Genomic DNA, 15,651 nt, shown 5'->3' on the forward strand with positions numbered 1-15,651 from the left:
CGATATCGCCACGCAGAGAGGCGACCCGCACCGACACGCGCCAGCGGCTCAACATTCGCAACATTCGCCGCGGCCGCGCCGGCCAAGTCACTGATCCCTTGTCACCGGCCTCTCAACGTTCGCCCCACCGATCTCGCCCGTGACTCGACATTCGCACCACCCACGCGTCCCTACGACCCGACGCACTGAACCTCCGCGCTGCTCACCCGTTCGCCACGGAGACCTCTCGGAGACCAGCGACATGGACGATCAGGGCACGACGCGCCGCACCATCCTGGGCGGCGCCGCCGCCGGCCTCGCCTTCACCGCCACCGGCGCGGCCGCACAGGACGGGTCGGCGCAGCCGTCCGGCCCGGCCAAGCTGAGCGACCCGCGCAGCAGATACACCAGCCAGCCCTTCCCCGAGCAGCGCCAGCCCTGGCCCGCGCTCCAGTCCAGGATGAACCCGCGTCCCGACAGCGGCGAGACCAGCTATCGCGGCTCGGGCCGGCTCGCCGGGCGCAAGGCCTTGCTCACCGGCGGCGACAGCGGGATCGGCCGCGCCGCCGCGATCGCGTTCGCGCGCGAAGGCGCCGACGTCGCGATCAACTATTATCCCAGCGAGGAGCCCGACGCGCAGGAGGTCAAGACGCTGATCGAGCAGGCCGGACGCAAGGCGGTGCTGCTCCCCGCCGACATCCGGACCGAGCGCGCCTGCACCAAGCTGGTCGCCGACGCGGTGCGCGGGCTCGGCGGGCTCGACCTGCTCGTCAACAACGCCGCCTATCAGCAGAGCAAGCCGGACATCGCCGAGATCAGCGACGAGCAGATGGTGCGCACGTTCGAGACCAACATCTTCGCGATGTTCCGCATCGCCCGCGCCGCGATCCCGTCGATGCCGCCGGGCTCGGTGATCATCAACACCGGCTCGGTCAACAGCTACGATCCCGGCGAGGAGCTGCTGGACTATGCCTCGACCAAGGGCGCGATCCTCATCTTCACGAAGGGTCTGGCCAAGCAGCTCGCCAAGAAGGGCATTCGCGTCAACATGGTGGCGCCCGGCCCGATCTGGACCCCGCTCCAGGTCGCCGGCGGCCAGCTGCCCGGCACGATGGGCAAGTTCGGCCAGGACACGCCGATGGGCCGCGCCGGCCAGCCCGCCGAGCTCGCGCCGCTCTACGTCGCGCTCGCGGAGGACGGTACCAGCTTCTCCACCGGCACCGCCGTGGGGGCGCATGGCGGCAAGGGTAATCCGTGAGACAAGCTTGTTAAGCTGAATCAAGCTGTTGATTTCGATGAGGAACGTATCGCGATAGCGCGCGCTTGATGGGGCAGCAGACACGAAGGAGCGCGTGATGGCCGACCAGCTGCTGCACCAGCAGACCGACGATGCCCCCCTCGCCACCTCGAAGCAGCGCGACGCGGTCGAGCGTGCCAAGTCGTCGATCCCCGAGGCGAGCGGCACGCAGATCACCGCGCGCGCGGTGACGATCAACCGCCCCGTCGCGGAGGTGTTCGCCTACTTCCGCGACTTCGCCAACTTCCCCAGCTTCATGGAGAACGTCGAGCGGGTCGACGTTTTCGACCGGCAGCGCTCGCACTGGGTCGTGAAGGCGCCCGCGGGCGGCACCGTCGAGTGGGACGCGCGGCTCACGGCGGAGGAGGAGAACCGCCTCCTTGCCTGGACCAGCGGGGATGGCGCGGACGTGCCCAACTCGGGTCAAGTCGAGTTCCACGACGCCGGTGCGCGCGGTACCGTGATCGTCGCAACGATCCTCTACGACCCGCCGGGCGGCGTGATCGGCAAGGTGATCGCCAAGATGTTCCAGCGCGAACCCGCGATCCAGGCGCGCCGCGACCTGCGCCGGCTCAAGCAGTTGCTCGAGACCGGGGAGATCGCAACCCCCGCGATGAACCGTCGGCAATATGAGGAGATGGGGCTGTGAAGGCGATCGCCTGGCATGGCAAGCATGACGTCCGCGTCGACACGGTCGACGATCCCGGTATCGTGAACCCGCGCGACTGCGTCATCAAGGTGACTTCCACCGCGATCTGCGGCTCGGACCTCCACCTCTACGACGGCTATATCCCGACGATGCAGTCGGGCGACATACTCGGCCACGAGTTCATGGGCGAGGTGGTCGAAGTCGGCCCCAAGTCGACGCTCAAGAAGGGACAGCGCGTGGTGGTGCCCTTCACCATCTCGTGCGGCAGCTGCTACCATTGCTCGAAGCATCAGTACTCGGCCTGCGACAACGGCCTGCCCGCCGACAACCAGGATATCGCCCAGGAGTTGTACGGCCAGCCGATGGCGGGGCTGTTCGGCTACAGCCACATGACCGGCGGCTATGCCGGCGGCCAGGCCGAATATGTCCGCGTGCCGTTCAGCGACGTCGGCCCGATCGTCATCCCCGACGGCGTCGAGGATGACAAGGTGCTGTTCCTCTCGGACATCCTCCCCACCGGCTGGATGGCCGCCGAGAATGCCGACATCGAGCCGGGCGACACCGTCGCGGTCTGGGGCTGCGGCCCGGTCGGCCTGTTCGCGGTACAATCGGCCTTCCTGATGGGCGCCGAGCGCGTGATCGCGATCGATCACTTCCCGAACCGTCTCGCGCTCGCCAAGCGGTTCGGCGCGGAGACGATCAACTTCGAGGAGAGCGCGGTCTACGAGGCATTGATGGTGATGACCGGCGGGATCGGCCCCGACGCGGTGATCGACTCGGTCGGGCTCGAGGCGCACGGCTTCTTCGTCGACAACGTGCTCGATCAGATCAAGGCGTCGACCTTCCTCGGCACCGATCGCGCCCATGCCAACCGCCAGGCGATCATCGCCTGTCGGAAGGGCGGTCGGGTGTCGATGCCGGCGGTGTACGGCGGCTTCGTCGACAAATGGCCGCTCGGCGCCTTCATGGAGAAAGGGCTGACGCTCAAGACCGGCCAGACCCACGTCCAGCATTACATGCCCGCGCTGCTCCAGGCGATCCTGGAGGACAAGATCGACACCGAGTTCCTGATCTCGCACCGGATGCCGCTGAGCGACGGGCCCGAGGGCTACAAGATGTTCCACGACCAACAGAATGAGGTCACCAAGATCGTGCTCAAGCCCGGTCTGGACTGAGGAGAGAGACGCATGGCGGACAAATTCGCGATCATCACGGGCGCCTCCACGGGCATCGGCTTCGAGCTCGCCACGCTGGCAGCACAGAACGGTTATGACATCCTGGTCGTCGCCGACGAGCCGCTGATCGACGCCGCCGCGGCCGACTTCGAGCAGTTCGGCACGCGGGTCAGCTCGATCGAGGCCGACCTCGCCACGATCGACGGCGTCGAGCAGCTGCTCGCCGCCGCGGGCGGGCGGCCGGTCGACCTGCTCTGCGCCAACGCGGGCGTGGGGCTCGGCCGCGCCTTCCTCGATCAGGACGTCGCCGACTGGAAGCGGGTCGTCGACACCAACATCACCGGTACCACTTATCTGCTTCAGAAGGTGCTGCAGCAGATGGTCGCACGGGGTGACGGCAAGGTGCTGGTGACCGGATCGATCGCCGGTTTCATCCCCGGCAGCTTCCAGGCGGTGTACAACGGCACCAAGGCGTTCGTGGACCATTTCACCGACGCGCTGCGCGACGAGCTCAAGGATCACGAGGGTGTGACTCTCACCACACTCATGCCCGGACCGGTCGACACCGAATTCTTCGACCGCGCCGACATGATGGACACTGACGTCGGCACCTCGGGCAGCAAGTCCGATCCGGCCAAGGTAGCGCGTGACGGTTGGGACGCGCTGATGGCGGGCAAGCACTCGATCGTGTCTGGCTGGAAAAACAAGCTTCAGGCGGCCGCGGCCCATGTCCTTCCCGCTGAGATAACCGCGCACATGCACCGCAACATGGCCGAGCCCGGCACCGCCAAGGAGTGATCTGCATCGCGCGCCCATGCTTGCTTCAGGACGCCGCACCTGATCGCTATCGACCGGTCGCTTTTTGGGTCAGTTCTGAATTGCCATCCGACCTGCGGCGTGGAAAACGATCCACTCTTTCCGGGGAGATTTATAATGAAGCTTGGTAAGTATTTGGTCGCGGCCGCTGCCGCCTCTCTCGCGGTCGCTCCCGCGGTCGCGGCGCCGGCGAACCCCGCCGCCAGCCTCTCGGTCGCTAAGTCGGCGCGCGCGGGTGCGGCGACGTCGAAGGACAGCAAGGCGATCGCGGGTGGCGGGCTGATCGTGGCGGCCGTGGCTGCCGCGGCGGTCGTGGCGGGCATCATCATCATCGCCGACAACGGCAACGACGATTCGGATAGCAACTGAGCTAGCCCATTCGTCGTGACGAGGAAGGGGAGTGCCCGGTTCGGGCGCTCCCCTTTTTCGTGGCCCGCTCAGGCGCCCCGACCGGCCGCTCCCTCGACGATCGGCAGCGGATGCGGTTCGGGCACGCCGACGTCCGTGAGGAACAGCCGCCCGGCCGCGGCGCGCCGACCCCAGCGCTCGCTCGCGGTCCATTGCACGATCAGCGGCGATAGCAGCAGCCCGAGGGTGACCGGCGCCAGCCACAGCGCGGTGAGCGGCATCAGCGGCGTCAGTGCGAGCAGCAGCAGACCCAGCCCGAGGTGCCAGCGATAGCGCGGCAGGATCGCCGCCATGGCGAGCGAGTGGCCGTGGCGGTTCTGCGGCTGCCACTCGGCGCGACGCTGACGCGCGATGCCGATCAAGTCGATCGTCTGTGTCAGTGCGATCGTAGGCGCGGCAAGCGTCGAGAGGGGCACGTCGAGCGCGACCGAGCGCAGGATCGCGCCGGTCCCGCCCATCGATCGTCGCAGCCGCACGTCAGCGACCGCGTGGAGCACGCCGAGCAGCTTGGGCCCGAACAGCAGAGCGAGCGTGACGAACAGCACCGTGCCGGTCGAGTCGCCCGACATCAGCCCCCGCTCACCGCGCACCGCCTGCACCACACTCACCGTGATCAGCAGCAGCCACAGCGGCGAGGCGAGATAGCCCGCCGCGCCGAGCAGCAGTTGCAGGCGGTTGATCCAGTGGAAGCCGGAGGCATGGAGCAGCGCGAGATGCTGGAGGTTGCCCTGCGCCCAGCGCCGGTCGCGTACCGCGGCGTCGATCATCGTCGGTGGATATTCCTCGAACGTGTCCTCGGTCATCACCATGTGGACGCGCCAGCCGTGCCGCCGCAGCAGCGCCGCCTCGACGACGTCGTGGCTCATGATCGTGCCGCCGAACGGCGGCTGACCGCGCAGCACCGGCAGGCCGCAGCTCTCGGCGAAGGCGCGCACCCGGATGAGCGCATTATGGCCCCAGAAGGTCGCCTCGGGACCGGACCACCACACTAAACCCGCGGTCGCGATCGGGCCGTAGATACGGCTGGCGAACTGCATCCAGCGCTGGAACAACGTCCGCGCGCCGATCACCTGGGGCACGGTCTGGAGCAGCCCGACCGACGGGCGACGGTCCATGATCTGCGCCATGCCGAGGATCGTCTCGCCGCCCATCAGACTGTCGGCGTCGAGCATCAGCATATAATCGTAGCTGGCACCGAATCGCCGCAGCCACTCGGCGATGTTGCCGGGCTTGCGCCCGACGTTCTCGGTGCGCCGACGATAGTAGATCGCGCTGGCGCTGCGGTGCGCCAGGATCTCCCAGGCGGCGAGTTCCTCCGCCTCATTGGCCGCCGCGGAGTCGCTCAGCACGAAGAAATCGAACGATCCCGCCGCGCCGGCGCGTTCGAGCGCGTCCGCCATATGCGCGAGCCGGCCGAACACGTCGGCGACATCCTCGTTGTGGACGGGCATCAGCACCGCGGTGCGCCCCTGCAAGGGCTCGGACCAGCGCGGCACCGGGCGAAAGCCGGGATGAAGCCCGGTCGTCAGGACGACATAGCCGACCGTCGCGTTGATGAAGCCGAACGCGAGCAGCGCGAACAGCGGGAAGAAGATCACGAGCAGCATCGCGTCGGTCACGCCGATGCCGTCGCTCAACACTGATTCCTTGAGCGAGGTGGACGCGAACAGCGCCAGCACCAGCGTCAGCAGCACCAGGATGGCGCGGCGCGCGAACACGTCGGTCGTCGAGCCGATCGCGCCCACGATCGGCGGGGGCGCGGAGGGCACGGGCGGCGGCCCGTCGAAGCGCTGCTCGGGCATCGCGAGCGGAGCCTCGGGGGGCAGCCGCGAGGGCAAGTCGCTCACGCCGGGTAGATCGGCACGAGCAACGTCTCGCTCAGCGCCGCCTCGCCGCGCTTGAGATACAGCCGCACATCGACCGGACCGGCGTTGCCGCCCGTCGCGGCGGGGCGGATGTCGGCGGTGACTCGCCAGCGGTTGCGCTGGCCGACCACGGGATAGACCGCGCTGCTCAGCAAGGTGCCGCGGGCGACGCCGATCTCGGCGGTGACCTTGCTGTCGCGGTCGAGGCCGGCGAGCGAGTCCCCGGTGAAGTCGGCCACGAGCTTGCTCGCCCCCGCCAGTGCCGGGAGGCCGGGCCGACCCGCGGCCCCGACCCAGACGTCGATGGCGTGCGCGGCGCGGTCCAGGCTAGGGTCGTCCGAGGTCCAGGTCAGGCGATAGTCGAACTGGAGCCGCTGACCGCCGCGCACCGGCGACGACGGTGTCCAGAAGGCGACGACATTGTCGACCGTCTCGCTGTCGGTGGGGAAGGCGTAGAGCATCACCCGCCCCTGCCCCCACGATCCACGCGGCTCGACCCAGAGATTGGGTCGCTTGTCGTAGAAGGCACCGTCGTCCTGATAATGGTCGAAGGTGCGGTCGCGCTGGAGCAGCCCGAAGCCGCGCACGTCGTCGGCGGCGAAACTGTCGGTGGCAGGCTGCGGCGGGTTGCGCAGCGGACGCCATATGCGCTCGCCCTCGCGGCTGATCAGCGCGAGCCCGTCCGAGTCGTGGATCTCGGGGCGCCAGTCGGTCGCGCCTCGGCGAGTGCGGTCGTCATACCAGAACATGCTCGTCACTGGCGCGATGCCGAGCCGCTCGACCGCGCGGCGCAGGAACAGCACCGATGAGACGTCCTGCACCACCGCCCGGGGATGGCGGCTGACGAAGCGATAGGCCCCGGTCAGGCTCTCGCCGTCCATCAGCGCGTAGATGGTGAAGCTCTGGTCGCCAGCGCGCTCGATCCAGAACTCGGTGAAATTGGGGAATTGCTCGCGCGCCAGACCGGTGTCGACCGCGATGCCGCGCGCCGAAAGGCCATATTGGTCCTGTGAACCGGCGCTGCGGAAATAGGACGCGCCGAGGAAGGCGAGCCAGTCGCTCTCGCGCCCTGTCTCCATCGCGCGGAAGCCCGCGAAGCCCGGCGGCGGCGAGACCTTCCCGCCCTCGAACAGGTCCGGCGAGAACACGATCGGGCGCGCGCGACCGTTCTCGACGAGGTTGATCGCGACCGGGGTGACCGCGCCGTTGCCGAGTGGGAACAGCCGGATTCCGCCGGCGAGGGTGCGGTCGGGCTTGAAGCGGATGGTGCCGACCGCGTCGAAGTCGAGCGCCTTGGCCGCGGCGCTCTCGCGCGGCGGCTGATACGGGCGCTTCGCCAGCGCGGCGGCGCGCTGCTGGAGCCATGGCCAAGAGAAGGGTGTCTCCCCTCCCCCGCTCTGGGTGAGGCCGGGCACCGCCCAGCTCAGGCTGGAGAGCAACGAAGCACCGCCGGCCGTGCTGATCAGGTCGCGTCGGGAGAGGTTTCGCATGCGTAGCGAAACAGGCGACCTCGGCCTTTGTTGCAACGCCGCAGCGATGTGTCGACCCGGTAAGGTGATGAGCGGAGCACCGCGCCTTCGGGGCGCGAGGGCGCGGCGCCTCCAGTCACACCTGGCCGAGCGCCTCCGCCACGACACGGTTGACGATCCGCCCGCCGCGCACGTTGACACCCTCCATCAGCCCGGCATCGGCCTCGGCCGCGGCATAGCCGCTGTCGGCCAGCGCCAGGCCATAGGGCAGCGTCGCGTTGTTGAGCGCGTGGCTCGAGGTGAGCGGCACCGCGCCCGGCATGTTGGCGACGCAATAATGGATCACACCGTCGACCTCATAGGTCGGCTCGGCGTGGGTGGTCGGGTGGCTGGTCTCGAAACACCCGCCCTGGTCGATCGCCACGTCGACCAGCACCGCGCGCGGTCTCATCAGCGCGAGCATCGGGCGGGTCACCAGCTTGGGCGCCGACGCGCCCGGGATCAGCACCGCGCCGATCACCGCGTCGGCCTCGGCGACCTCGTGCTCGATCGCCTCCAGCGTGGACACGCGCGTGCGCACGCGGCCGCCGAACAATTCGTCGAGCTCGCGCAGCCGCGGGATCGAGCGGTCGATCACGGTGACCTCGGCGCCGAGGCCGACCGCCATGCGCGCGGCATGGGTGCCCACCACGCCGCCGCCGAGCACGACGATCCGCGCCGGCTGCACGCCCGGTACGCCGCCGATCAGCACGCCGCGCCCGCCGTTGACCGCCTTGAGCGCGGTGCCCGCCGCCTCGATCGACAGCCGGCCCGCGACCTCGCTCATCGGCGCGAGCAACGGCAGGTGGCCGCGCTGATCGGTCACCGTCTCATAGGCCACCGCGGTGACGCCCGAGGCCATCAGCCCCCTGGTCTGCTCGGGATCGGGCGCGAGGTGGAGATAGGTGAAGAGGATCTGATCGTCGCGCAGTTGCACCCACTCGCTCGGCTGCGGCTCCTTGACCTTGACGATCATCTGCGCGGTGGCGAACACCTCCTCGGCGGTGTCGACGATCGCGGCGCCGGCGGCGCGATACGCCTGGTCGTCGGCGGCGATGCCCGCGCCGGCACCGGCCTGCACCATCACCTCATGGCCGCGCGCGACATATTCGCGCACCGCGCCAGGCGTGAGGCCGACGCGATACTCGTGGTTCTTGATCTCCTTGGGTACGCCGACGCGCATGTTCCGGGCTCCTCTATCCTGCGCGCAGGATAGCGCCGACACGGCGCCGAGTCCGCGCGAACCGGCGGGCCGACGCGTGACTTTCCACCGGGTTCATGCGCTAAGCGGGAATATGGCGCAGGAATTCACCGCTCTCGACCGAATCGACCGTCGCCTGATCGCGCTGCTGCTGGGCAACGCGCGCGCGACCGCCTTCACGCTCGCCGAGGCGATCGGCCGCTCCGCCACGGCCGTGGCGCGGCGCCAGCGCGCGCTCGAGGAGGCCGGCGTGATCACCGGCTACGCCGCGCGGCTCAACCTCGCCAAGCTGGGCTGCGCGACGATCGTCCATATCAAGGTGACTCTGGAGAGCCAGCGCAAGGACGTGCTCGACTCGTTCGAACAGGCGATCGCGGCGAGCCCGTCGGTGGTACGCTGCGACCTGATGTCGGGCAGCTACGACTATCTGGTGACGGTGCGCGCGCGCGACCTCGGCGACTTCGCACGGATCCACCGCGAGGAGCTGTCGCGGCTACCGGGCGTGACGCAGATGGAGTCCGGCTTCGTGCTGCGCGAGGTGGTCGCGCCGCGCCTGCCGCTGACACTGCTGGAGTGAGGGGATGAGGCGGTTGATGGGTGACGGGCCCATGAACCTTCTGCGAGCGTCATCCATTGTAGAAGCCCTTTGTGTCCTCACAACCCGCGCGTAGCCACGAAGACGATGGAGGCGCCGCCAGCCTCACTCCGCCCCCGCGATGAGCCCCGACCGGCGCAGATAGTCCGCGTGGGTCGGCAGCGTCGCTACCGCCGCGGCGCACGCGGCGTGCATCTGACGCAGCGCCGTCGCGACCTTGGTCTCGTCGAGCGCATCGACCGCGGGTTCGTAGTCGGCCGGCATCGATCCCTGGCCGAGCCCGACCGCGACCCAGCTCGCGGTGGTGAACAGCTCGGCGGTGTCGCGGAAGATCCGCCCCTTGCCCGCGAACAAGGCCATCCGGCGCCGCAGCGTCTCGGGCACGTCCATCGTCCGCACCGCGTCCCAGAACGGCGTGTCGTCGCGCCGCGTCGCCTTGTAGTGGAGGATGATGAAGTCACGCACGTCCTCGTACAGGTCGCGCATGTGGCGGTTATACTCGTCGCGCTCGTCGGGATCGAAGCGACGGTCGGGGAAGAGCGCGATCAGCTTGGCGATCCCGGCCTGGACGAGGTGGATCGAGGTCGATTCGAGCGGCTCGACGAAGCCGCTCGCGAGACCGAGCGACACGACATTGGCGTTCCACGCCAAGGTCCGCCGCCCGGCGACGAAGGAGAGACGACGCGGCGCCGCCTGCGGCTCGCCCTCGATCGCGCCGAGCAGCGCCGCCTGCGCATCGTCGTCGTCGAGGTAGCGGCTCGCGTAAACATAGCCGTTACCGAGCCGGTGCTGCAGCGGGATGCGCCACTGCCAGCCGAACGGACGCGCGGTGGCACGCGTGTACGGCTCCGGATCGCCCGGCAGCGCGCAGGGCACGGCCACGGCGCGGTCGCACGGCAGCCAGTGGCGCCAATCCTCGTAGCCGGTGGCGAGCGTCTCCTCGATCAGCAGCCCGCGAAAGCCCGAACAGTCGACGAACAGCTCGCCCGCCACCTCGCGCCCATCGGCGAGGCGGAGCGCGGCCACCCGCCCGCTCGCCGGATCGCGTCGGACCGAGACGACGCGCCCCTCGATCCGAGTCGCGCCTGCCGCCTCCGCGTAGCGACGCAGGAAGGCGGCGTAGCGGGCCGCGTCGAAGTGGAAAGCGTAGCGTAGATCGCGCAGCGGTGCGGGCGCGTCGATCGGCGGGCGAGCGAAGCGACCGGCGCGGGCGGCGACGCCGCTGACCGCCCAGTCGGTGATATCCGGCACGGTGCCGCCGGCATCACGCGCGCGCCGCGCCGCGCGGAGCCAGAGCTGGTGGAAGTGGACGCCCTGGAGGTCGCGGCCGTGCGCGCCGAACGGGTGAAGATAACGCTCCCCCAGCGCGCCCCAGTCGACGAACTCGATGCCGAGCTTGAACGTGCCGCCGGTGGCGCGTAGGAACGCGTCCTCGTCGATCCCGAGCATCTGGTTGAAGGTTACTAGCGGCGGGATCGTCGCCTCGCCGACGCCGACGGTGCCGATCTCCTCAGACTCGATCAGCGTGACTCGCGTGACGCCGTTGTCGAGGAAGCGCGACAAGGCCGCCGCCGCCATCCAGCCCGCGGTGCCGCCGCCGAGGATGACGACGTCGCGGATCGTATGTTCGTTGATCAACCGCCCGCTCCTCCAGACGCCACGAGTCGCCGCGCCGTCTTTGGCTCAGCGATGCCGCGGCGGGAAGCGACTGTGTCACCCCAGGTAAGACGAAAGCGGCCGGATCGCGCCTGACGACCCGATCCGGCCGGCCCCGCCGCGCAGGGGAGCGGCGATCACTTCTTCTTGCTGGTCCCCGACGCGTCGGACACGGCGTTGCCCGCCGACTCAAGGTCCTTGCCCGCCCCGTGGACGGTATTGCAGGCGGTGAGCGCGAGCAGCGCGCCGAGGCCGATGCCTAGGCCAATCTTCCTGGTCATGTGAGGCTCCTTCCAGTGAATGGTGGCGACGGCCCCGATACGATGGCCCGCCGCCGGTGATCAGCGCAGGCGGCGGCGGGTCGCCGCCGTCGCGCCGAACGCGGCCGCGCCGGCGCCGGCGAGCAGCGCGAGCACGAGGATGAACGAGGTGCTCGCGGCGGCACCTGCGGCGGCGTCGGTGGCGGACTTGGCGGTCTGCACCGCGTCGTTCTTCGCCTTGACGAAATCCTGCTTGGCGCGGGTCACCTGCGCCTGCGCCTCGACGCGGCTGACCTTGCGCTGCGCCGCGACGATGTCGATGATGCGGCCCTCGGCGCGTGCGCCATCGGTGCCGCCACGTGCCAGCGCGGGAAGCTGCTTGGCGATCTCCTTCTGCGCCTGCTCCGGCGTCATCTGCGCCGGGTCGCTCGGCGCGTCGGCGAGATAGGCCGAGGCCTCGTCACGCGCGTCATCCTGGTCGAAGCCCGCGATCTGCGCCGCGCGCGGTGCCGCCGCCCCGACGGTCGAGCCTGCAGCGCCGGCGACCGTGCCGACGGTGCGGAACGCGCCGCCGATGATGCCGCCCACCGCCGAGGTGAGCAGATACAGCGTCAGGATCAGCGTCACGCTCCAGACCACCAGCCCGTGGACGAGCGCGTCGAACCGGTCGGTCACGCCCGACAGCCGCGCCGCGGCATAGCCGCCCGCGCCGAGCGCGACGACGGTGGTGATCAGCCAGTACAGCCCGGCGCCGATGCCGAAGCCGGTCGCGCCCGGGGTCGTGCCCGCGACCGGATCAACCATCGACAGGCCGATGCCGGTGCCGAGGATGCCGAGCAGCAGCTGCACCGCCACCGCCAGCACCACACCCGCGAAGATCGCGCCCCACGACACGCGCTTGCCCGCGCGCGCGAACGCCACCTCGTCCAGCGGCGCGTAGCCGCCCGTCACATTCGTCGCCATAGTCACTCCTGTTCTTTCGATATCCGGGCGGGGTCGGGCGTGCGCCCCGCCTCTTCCTGCTGCGCGCGGCCCTCGCGCACCGCGGCATCGTCGCCGATCAACTTGCCGATCGCCGTCCGCGCCGCTCCCTTGGCGCGGCGACGGTCCGCCGCCGCGCGCCGGTCGGGATCCTTCGTCATGCTGGCACCTCCCGCGGTCCGACCGCGACCGCCTCGCTCTCGAAACCGCGCGCGCGCGCCCAGGCGGCCGCGGCGGTACGGCGGTTGACGCCGATCTTGGCGTAGATCCGCGCGACATGGTTGCGCACGGTGTTGCCCGAGACACCCAGCGCGCGCGCGATCGACTTGTCGTCGAGCCCGCGGCAGATCAGCGCCAGCACCTCGCGCTCGCGCGCGGTAAGATCGTCGATCCCCGCCCCGCCCATGTCGGGCTGGGGCGCGCGCAGCCGCGCCAGTTTGTCCATGATCGAGCGGCTGAACCAGCTGGTGTCCTTCATCACCGCCTCGATCGCCTCGACCAGCTCGAGCTCGGTCGCCTTGCGCTGCGTGATGTCCTGGAAGGCCCAGAGCAGGCAGGCGTCGTCACCGAGCGTGATCGCCTCGGTGGAGACGAGGCAGTCGATCGCGCCGCCGTCCTTGGCGGTGATGCGCGCCTCGTGCGCGCGCAGGTCGCGCCCGTCCTCGATCGCGGCCTCGATGTCGGCGCGCACCGCGTCGCTCGACCATAGGCCCGCCTCGGCGAGCGAGCGGCCGATGATCTCGGTCGCGGCATAGCCGGTCAGCGCGGTGAAGCTGGCGTTGACCTCGCATAGCAGATGGCCGTCGCGCGCCCCGATCGCCATCGGCACCGGCGCCATCTGGAAAGTGCGGGTGAAGCGCTCCTCGCTGTGGCGCAGCTGCGACTCCGCCTTCCGCCGCGGCTCGAGGTCGGCGAAGGTGAACAGCATGCAGGGCTGGTCGCCCATGTCGATCGGCTGGCCGGCGACGATCACCAGCTTGGTGCCACCGCCCGGCAGATCGAGCTCGGCCTCCATCTGCGGGATCGTGCGCCCCTCGGCGAGCCGCTCCTTGGCGAGGTCGCGGCGGTCCGCGCCGCGCAGCACGTCGATGTCGTAGACGGTCTTGCACAGCACCTGGTCGCGCGCGTGGCCGGTCATCTCGATGAAGCCCTGGTTGACCTTGACGAAGCGCAGGTCGGCGAGCCGGCAGATCACCGCCGGCGCGGGGTTGGCGTTGAACGACTGCTCGAACCGATCCTCCGCCTCGTAGCGCGCGGTGACATCCTGGATCACCAGCACCACGCACGCTGGCGCGTCGTCGTCGCCGTCGTTGAGCACGAGGCTTCGTACCTGGTGAACCCAGCGCGGCTCCTTCTCGCCCGCGACGGTGACCTCAACGACCACCTCGGAGAAGGAGTCGCCCGCCACCACGCGCTCGACGGGGTAATCGTCCGCCTCGAGCCGGTGGTTGTTGCGGTAGCGCAATTGGAAGCGCGCCCGATAGGCGTCCACCGTGTCGCCGAGCTCCTCGAGCCGCTCGACCCCGTGCATCGCCAGCGCCGCGGCGTTGGCCCACAACAGGGTCTCGTCGGGATCGATCAGGATCACGCCCTCGTCGAGCCCGGCGATGATCTGCCGCAGGTGGCGCAGATCGGCGGTCTCACGCAGCGATGTCAGCGGCGGTGACACGCGCCCTCCCGCGTCAGCCGCGCTGGTCGTTGGCGAGCCAACCGAGCGCGAAGCCGCCGAGCGCTGCGACCGCTGCCCACAGCAGGCGCTCGTCGCCGCCGCGCACCGCGACGCGTGCCTCGTGCGCACCGCGCCTGGCGGCGTCGGCAGCGCTCGCGGCGACGTCGCCGGCCTTCTCGCGGGCCTCCTCGATCAGGCCGGGCGTGGCGTCGGCGACGTCCTCGGCGATCGACTGGGCGCGACCGAACAGATTCTCGGCTCCGCCGGCAAACTGATCCTTGACGCCGCTGACCTGCCAGTCGCGGCTGTCGACCGTGTCGCCGATCGCCTTCTCCACCTTGCCGCCGACGTAGCGCGCACCGCCGTGAAGCTCATGCTTGTTCATCTTCATTCTCCTTTCAGATGCCGGCGCGGGTCGCTGCCAGGCGCCGCGACGGGCGCCGGCGCTCGCCCCAGCGGACGACCGTCACATGATCGATCCCGCCCGCACGACGCCGATCGCGGGGAAGCGGCTCAACGGCAGTGCGGCGGGCGGGATCGCAGCCGCCGCGGCGATACGCTGCCGCGACCGTGCTGAGCGGGAGAGACCAGGCACGCGACGACGGACATGGCAATGGGGTGACGCTGTTCCGATCGACGACGTGGCGCACGAGCGACCCTCCCCCCCGGACACGACATGCATCCGGTTCGGAAGCTAAACCTATCGCAGATTAGGGCGTTCCTGGTAACTTTGCGCTGGACGACTAGTCCTGTTGTACCAGCCGTTCCCCGTTGGCACGCGCGCGATACAGGTCGGCGAAGCGCTGGTGCAGCACGCGCGCGGAATCGTCGCTCGCGCGAGCGGCACGGACCAGATGCTCCTCAGAGCGGCGCAGGAGATATGCCCGGTCGATCTTCTTGGCCGCCACGCTCGCCTCATCCTTCAGCACGGCCGAAAAGAGCCGGACCACCCACCTAGGTGGCACTGAGGGAGACCGAAATGAGCTTGAAGTACCAGCGGCCTAGTAGGCTCGACTGGTAAGCGGTCGGCGCAGTGGCGCGGCGCAAGGATCATAGCGGGGGTGATGCCCGACGGCGATCGCACGGGCGGCGGGACGAGGGAATGGTGGAGCCGAGGGGGATCGAACCCCTGACCTTCGCAATGCCATTGCGACGCTCTCCCAGCTGAGCTACGGCCCCATTCCGTCCCGGGAGGCAGCCTCCTAGCCGGGGGCTGCTGGCTTGGCAAGCGGCCTGCGCCGCCTGCCTCGCATTTTTTTCGAACTTAGTTGTTCTCGTCCTCGTCGCTGCTGGTCTCGACGCCGAGATCGTCGTCGCCGCCGAGATCGACCTCGTCGTCGGGCGAGGGCTCCTCGTCCTCGTTCGTCTCCAGATCCTCGTCGTCACCGGCGAGATCGCGGTCGGGCTCCTGCTTGTCCGGCTTGGCCTGCTCGAACGGCATCGGCTGCTTGGACTTGAGGATCGGCTCGGGCTCCCACGCGTGACCGCAGTTGATGCAGGTGACGGGGTCGTCCTTCTCGAGGTCGTAGAAACGCGTCGCGCATTTCGGGCACGTACGCTTCGTGCCCCATTCCGGCTTGATCATGCCGTGC

17 protein-coding genes and 1 tRNA gene are annotated in these 15,651 nt (G+C 69.5%); 6 read left to right on the forward strand and 12 right to left on the reverse strand.

All coding sequences use genetic code 11. From position 1 onward, the window contains the following. Positions 1 to 241 precede the first annotated feature (241 nt). From K7957_RS03520 to K7957_RS03540, 5 genes are all read left to right on the forward strand, one after another. Positions 242 to 1,237, forward strand: coding sequence for an SDR family oxidoreductase (locus K7957_RS03520; protein ID WP_223010565.1), 996 nt, complete (start codon positions 242 to 244; stop codon positions 1,235 to 1,237). A gap of 97 nt (positions 1,238 to 1,334) precedes the next feature. After that, complete coding sequence (locus K7957_RS03525) at positions 1,335 to 1,925, forward strand: SRPBCC family protein (protein WP_223010566.1); 591 nt, start codon at positions 1,335 to 1,337, stop codon at positions 1,923 to 1,925. Further along, entirely contained in the window at positions 1,922 to 3,100 is a 1,179-nt protein-coding gene (locus K7957_RS03530; RefSeq protein ID WP_223010567.1) for a zinc-dependent alcohol dehydrogenase, read from the forward strand. Before K7957_RS03525 ends, K7957_RS03530 begins: the two co-directional genes overlap by 4 nt. A gap of 12 nt (positions 3,101 to 3,112) precedes the next feature. Further along, positions 3,113 to 3,898, forward strand: coding sequence for an SDR family NAD(P)-dependent oxidoreductase (locus tag K7957_RS03535; RefSeq protein WP_223010568.1), 786 nt, complete (start codon positions 3,113 to 3,115; stop codon positions 3,896 to 3,898). Between the two features lie 135 nt (positions 3,899 to 4,033). Beyond that, positions 4,034 to 4,285, forward strand: a complete 252-nt coding sequence (locus K7957_RS03540; RefSeq protein WP_223010569.1) for a hypothetical protein — start codon at positions 4,034 to 4,036, stop codon at positions 4,283 to 4,285. 68 nt (positions 4,286 to 4,353) lie between these two features. Here the strand turns inward: K7957_RS03540 and mdoH are convergent, their stop codons facing one another. The 3 genes from mdoH to ald form a co-directional block, all read right to left on the reverse strand. Further along, positions 4,354 to 6,171 (reverse strand): glucans biosynthesis glucosyltransferase MdoH, encoded by a 1,818-nt coding sequence (gene mdoH, locus K7957_RS03545; protein ID WP_343228289.1) that lies wholly within the window; start codon positions 6,169 to 6,171, stop codon positions 4,354 to 4,356. After that, complete coding sequence (locus tag K7957_RS03550; RefSeq protein ID WP_223010570.1) at positions 6,168 to 7,679, reverse strand: OpgD/OpgG family glucan biosynthesis protein; 1,512 nt, start codon at positions 7,677 to 7,679, stop codon at positions 6,168 to 6,170. The genes mdoH and K7957_RS03550 overlap by 4 nt, the downstream gene beginning before the upstream one ends. A gap of 115 nt (positions 7,680 to 7,794) precedes the next feature. Beyond that, positions 7,795 to 8,880 (reverse strand): alanine dehydrogenase, encoded by a 1,086-nt coding sequence (gene ald / locus K7957_RS03555; protein WP_223010571.1) that lies wholly within the window; start codon positions 8,878 to 8,880, stop codon positions 7,795 to 7,797. A 112-nt stretch (positions 8,881 to 8,992) separates the two neighbouring features. On the opposite strand from ald, the gene K7957_RS03560 reads away from it, so the two are divergent. Beyond that, complete coding sequence (locus K7957_RS03560) at positions 8,993 to 9,475, forward strand: Lrp/AsnC family transcriptional regulator (protein ID WP_223010572.1); 483 nt, start codon at positions 8,993 to 8,995, stop codon at positions 9,473 to 9,475. Between the two features lie 123 nt (positions 9,476 to 9,598). On the opposite strand, the gene K7957_RS03565 is transcribed toward K7957_RS03560, so the two are convergent. From K7957_RS03565 to K7957_RS03605, 9 genes are all read right to left on the reverse strand, one after another. Beyond that, positions 9,599 to 11,128: a tryptophan halogenase family protein gene (locus K7957_RS03565; RefSeq protein ID WP_223011106.1), complete on the reverse strand. Its 1,530-nt coding sequence runs from the start codon at positions 11,126 to 11,128 to the stop codon at positions 9,599 to 9,601. A 158-nt stretch (positions 11,129 to 11,286) separates the two neighbouring features. After that, entirely contained in the window at positions 11,287 to 11,430 is a 144-nt protein-coding gene (locus K7957_RS03570) for an entericidin A/B family lipoprotein (RefSeq protein ID WP_223010573.1), read from the reverse strand. Positions 11,431 to 11,490: 60 nt separating this feature from the next. After that, entirely contained in the window at positions 11,491 to 12,372 is an 882-nt protein-coding gene (locus K7957_RS03575; protein WP_223010574.1) for a hypothetical protein, read from the reverse strand. A gap of 2 nt (positions 12,373 to 12,374) precedes the next feature. Further along, positions 12,375 to 12,551, reverse strand: coding sequence for a hypothetical protein (locus K7957_RS03580; protein WP_223010575.1), 177 nt, complete (start codon positions 12,549 to 12,551; stop codon positions 12,375 to 12,377). Next, positions 12,548 to 14,059 carry a PAS domain S-box protein gene (locus K7957_RS03585; protein WP_343228290.1) on the reverse strand — a complete coding sequence of 504 codons (1,512 nt, stop codon included), beginning with the start codon at positions 14,057 to 14,059 and terminating at the stop codon, positions 12,548 to 12,550. The genes K7957_RS03580 and K7957_RS03585 overlap by 4 nt, the downstream gene beginning before the upstream one ends. A 13-nt stretch (positions 14,060 to 14,072) precedes the next feature. Continuing rightward, positions 14,073 to 14,444 carry a CsbD family protein gene (locus K7957_RS03590; RefSeq protein ID WP_223010576.1) on the reverse strand — a complete coding sequence of 124 codons (372 nt, stop codon included), beginning with the start codon at positions 14,442 to 14,444 and terminating at the stop codon, positions 14,073 to 14,075. 358 nt (positions 14,445 to 14,802) lie between these two features. Continuing rightward, positions 14,803 to 14,967 (reverse strand): hypothetical protein, encoded by a 165-nt coding sequence (locus K7957_RS03595; protein ID WP_223010577.1) that lies wholly within the window; start codon positions 14,965 to 14,967, stop codon positions 14,803 to 14,805. A 195-nt stretch (positions 14,968 to 15,162) separates the two neighbouring features. After that, positions 15,163 to 15,238 (reverse strand) — tRNA-Ala (locus tag K7957_RS03600). An 85-nt stretch (positions 15,239 to 15,323) separates the two neighbouring features. Beyond that, positions 15,324 to 15,644, reverse strand: coding sequence for a TIGR02300 family protein (locus K7957_RS03605; protein WP_223010578.1), 321 nt, complete (start codon positions 15,642 to 15,644; stop codon positions 15,324 to 15,326). Positions 15,645 to 15,651 lie beyond the last annotated feature (7 nt).

It is taken from the genome of Sphingomonas yunnanensis (genome assembly GCF_019898765.1).
Classification (GTDB): domain Bacteria; phylum Pseudomonadota; class Alphaproteobacteria; order Sphingomonadales; family Sphingomonadaceae; genus Sphingomonas; species Sphingomonas yunnanensis.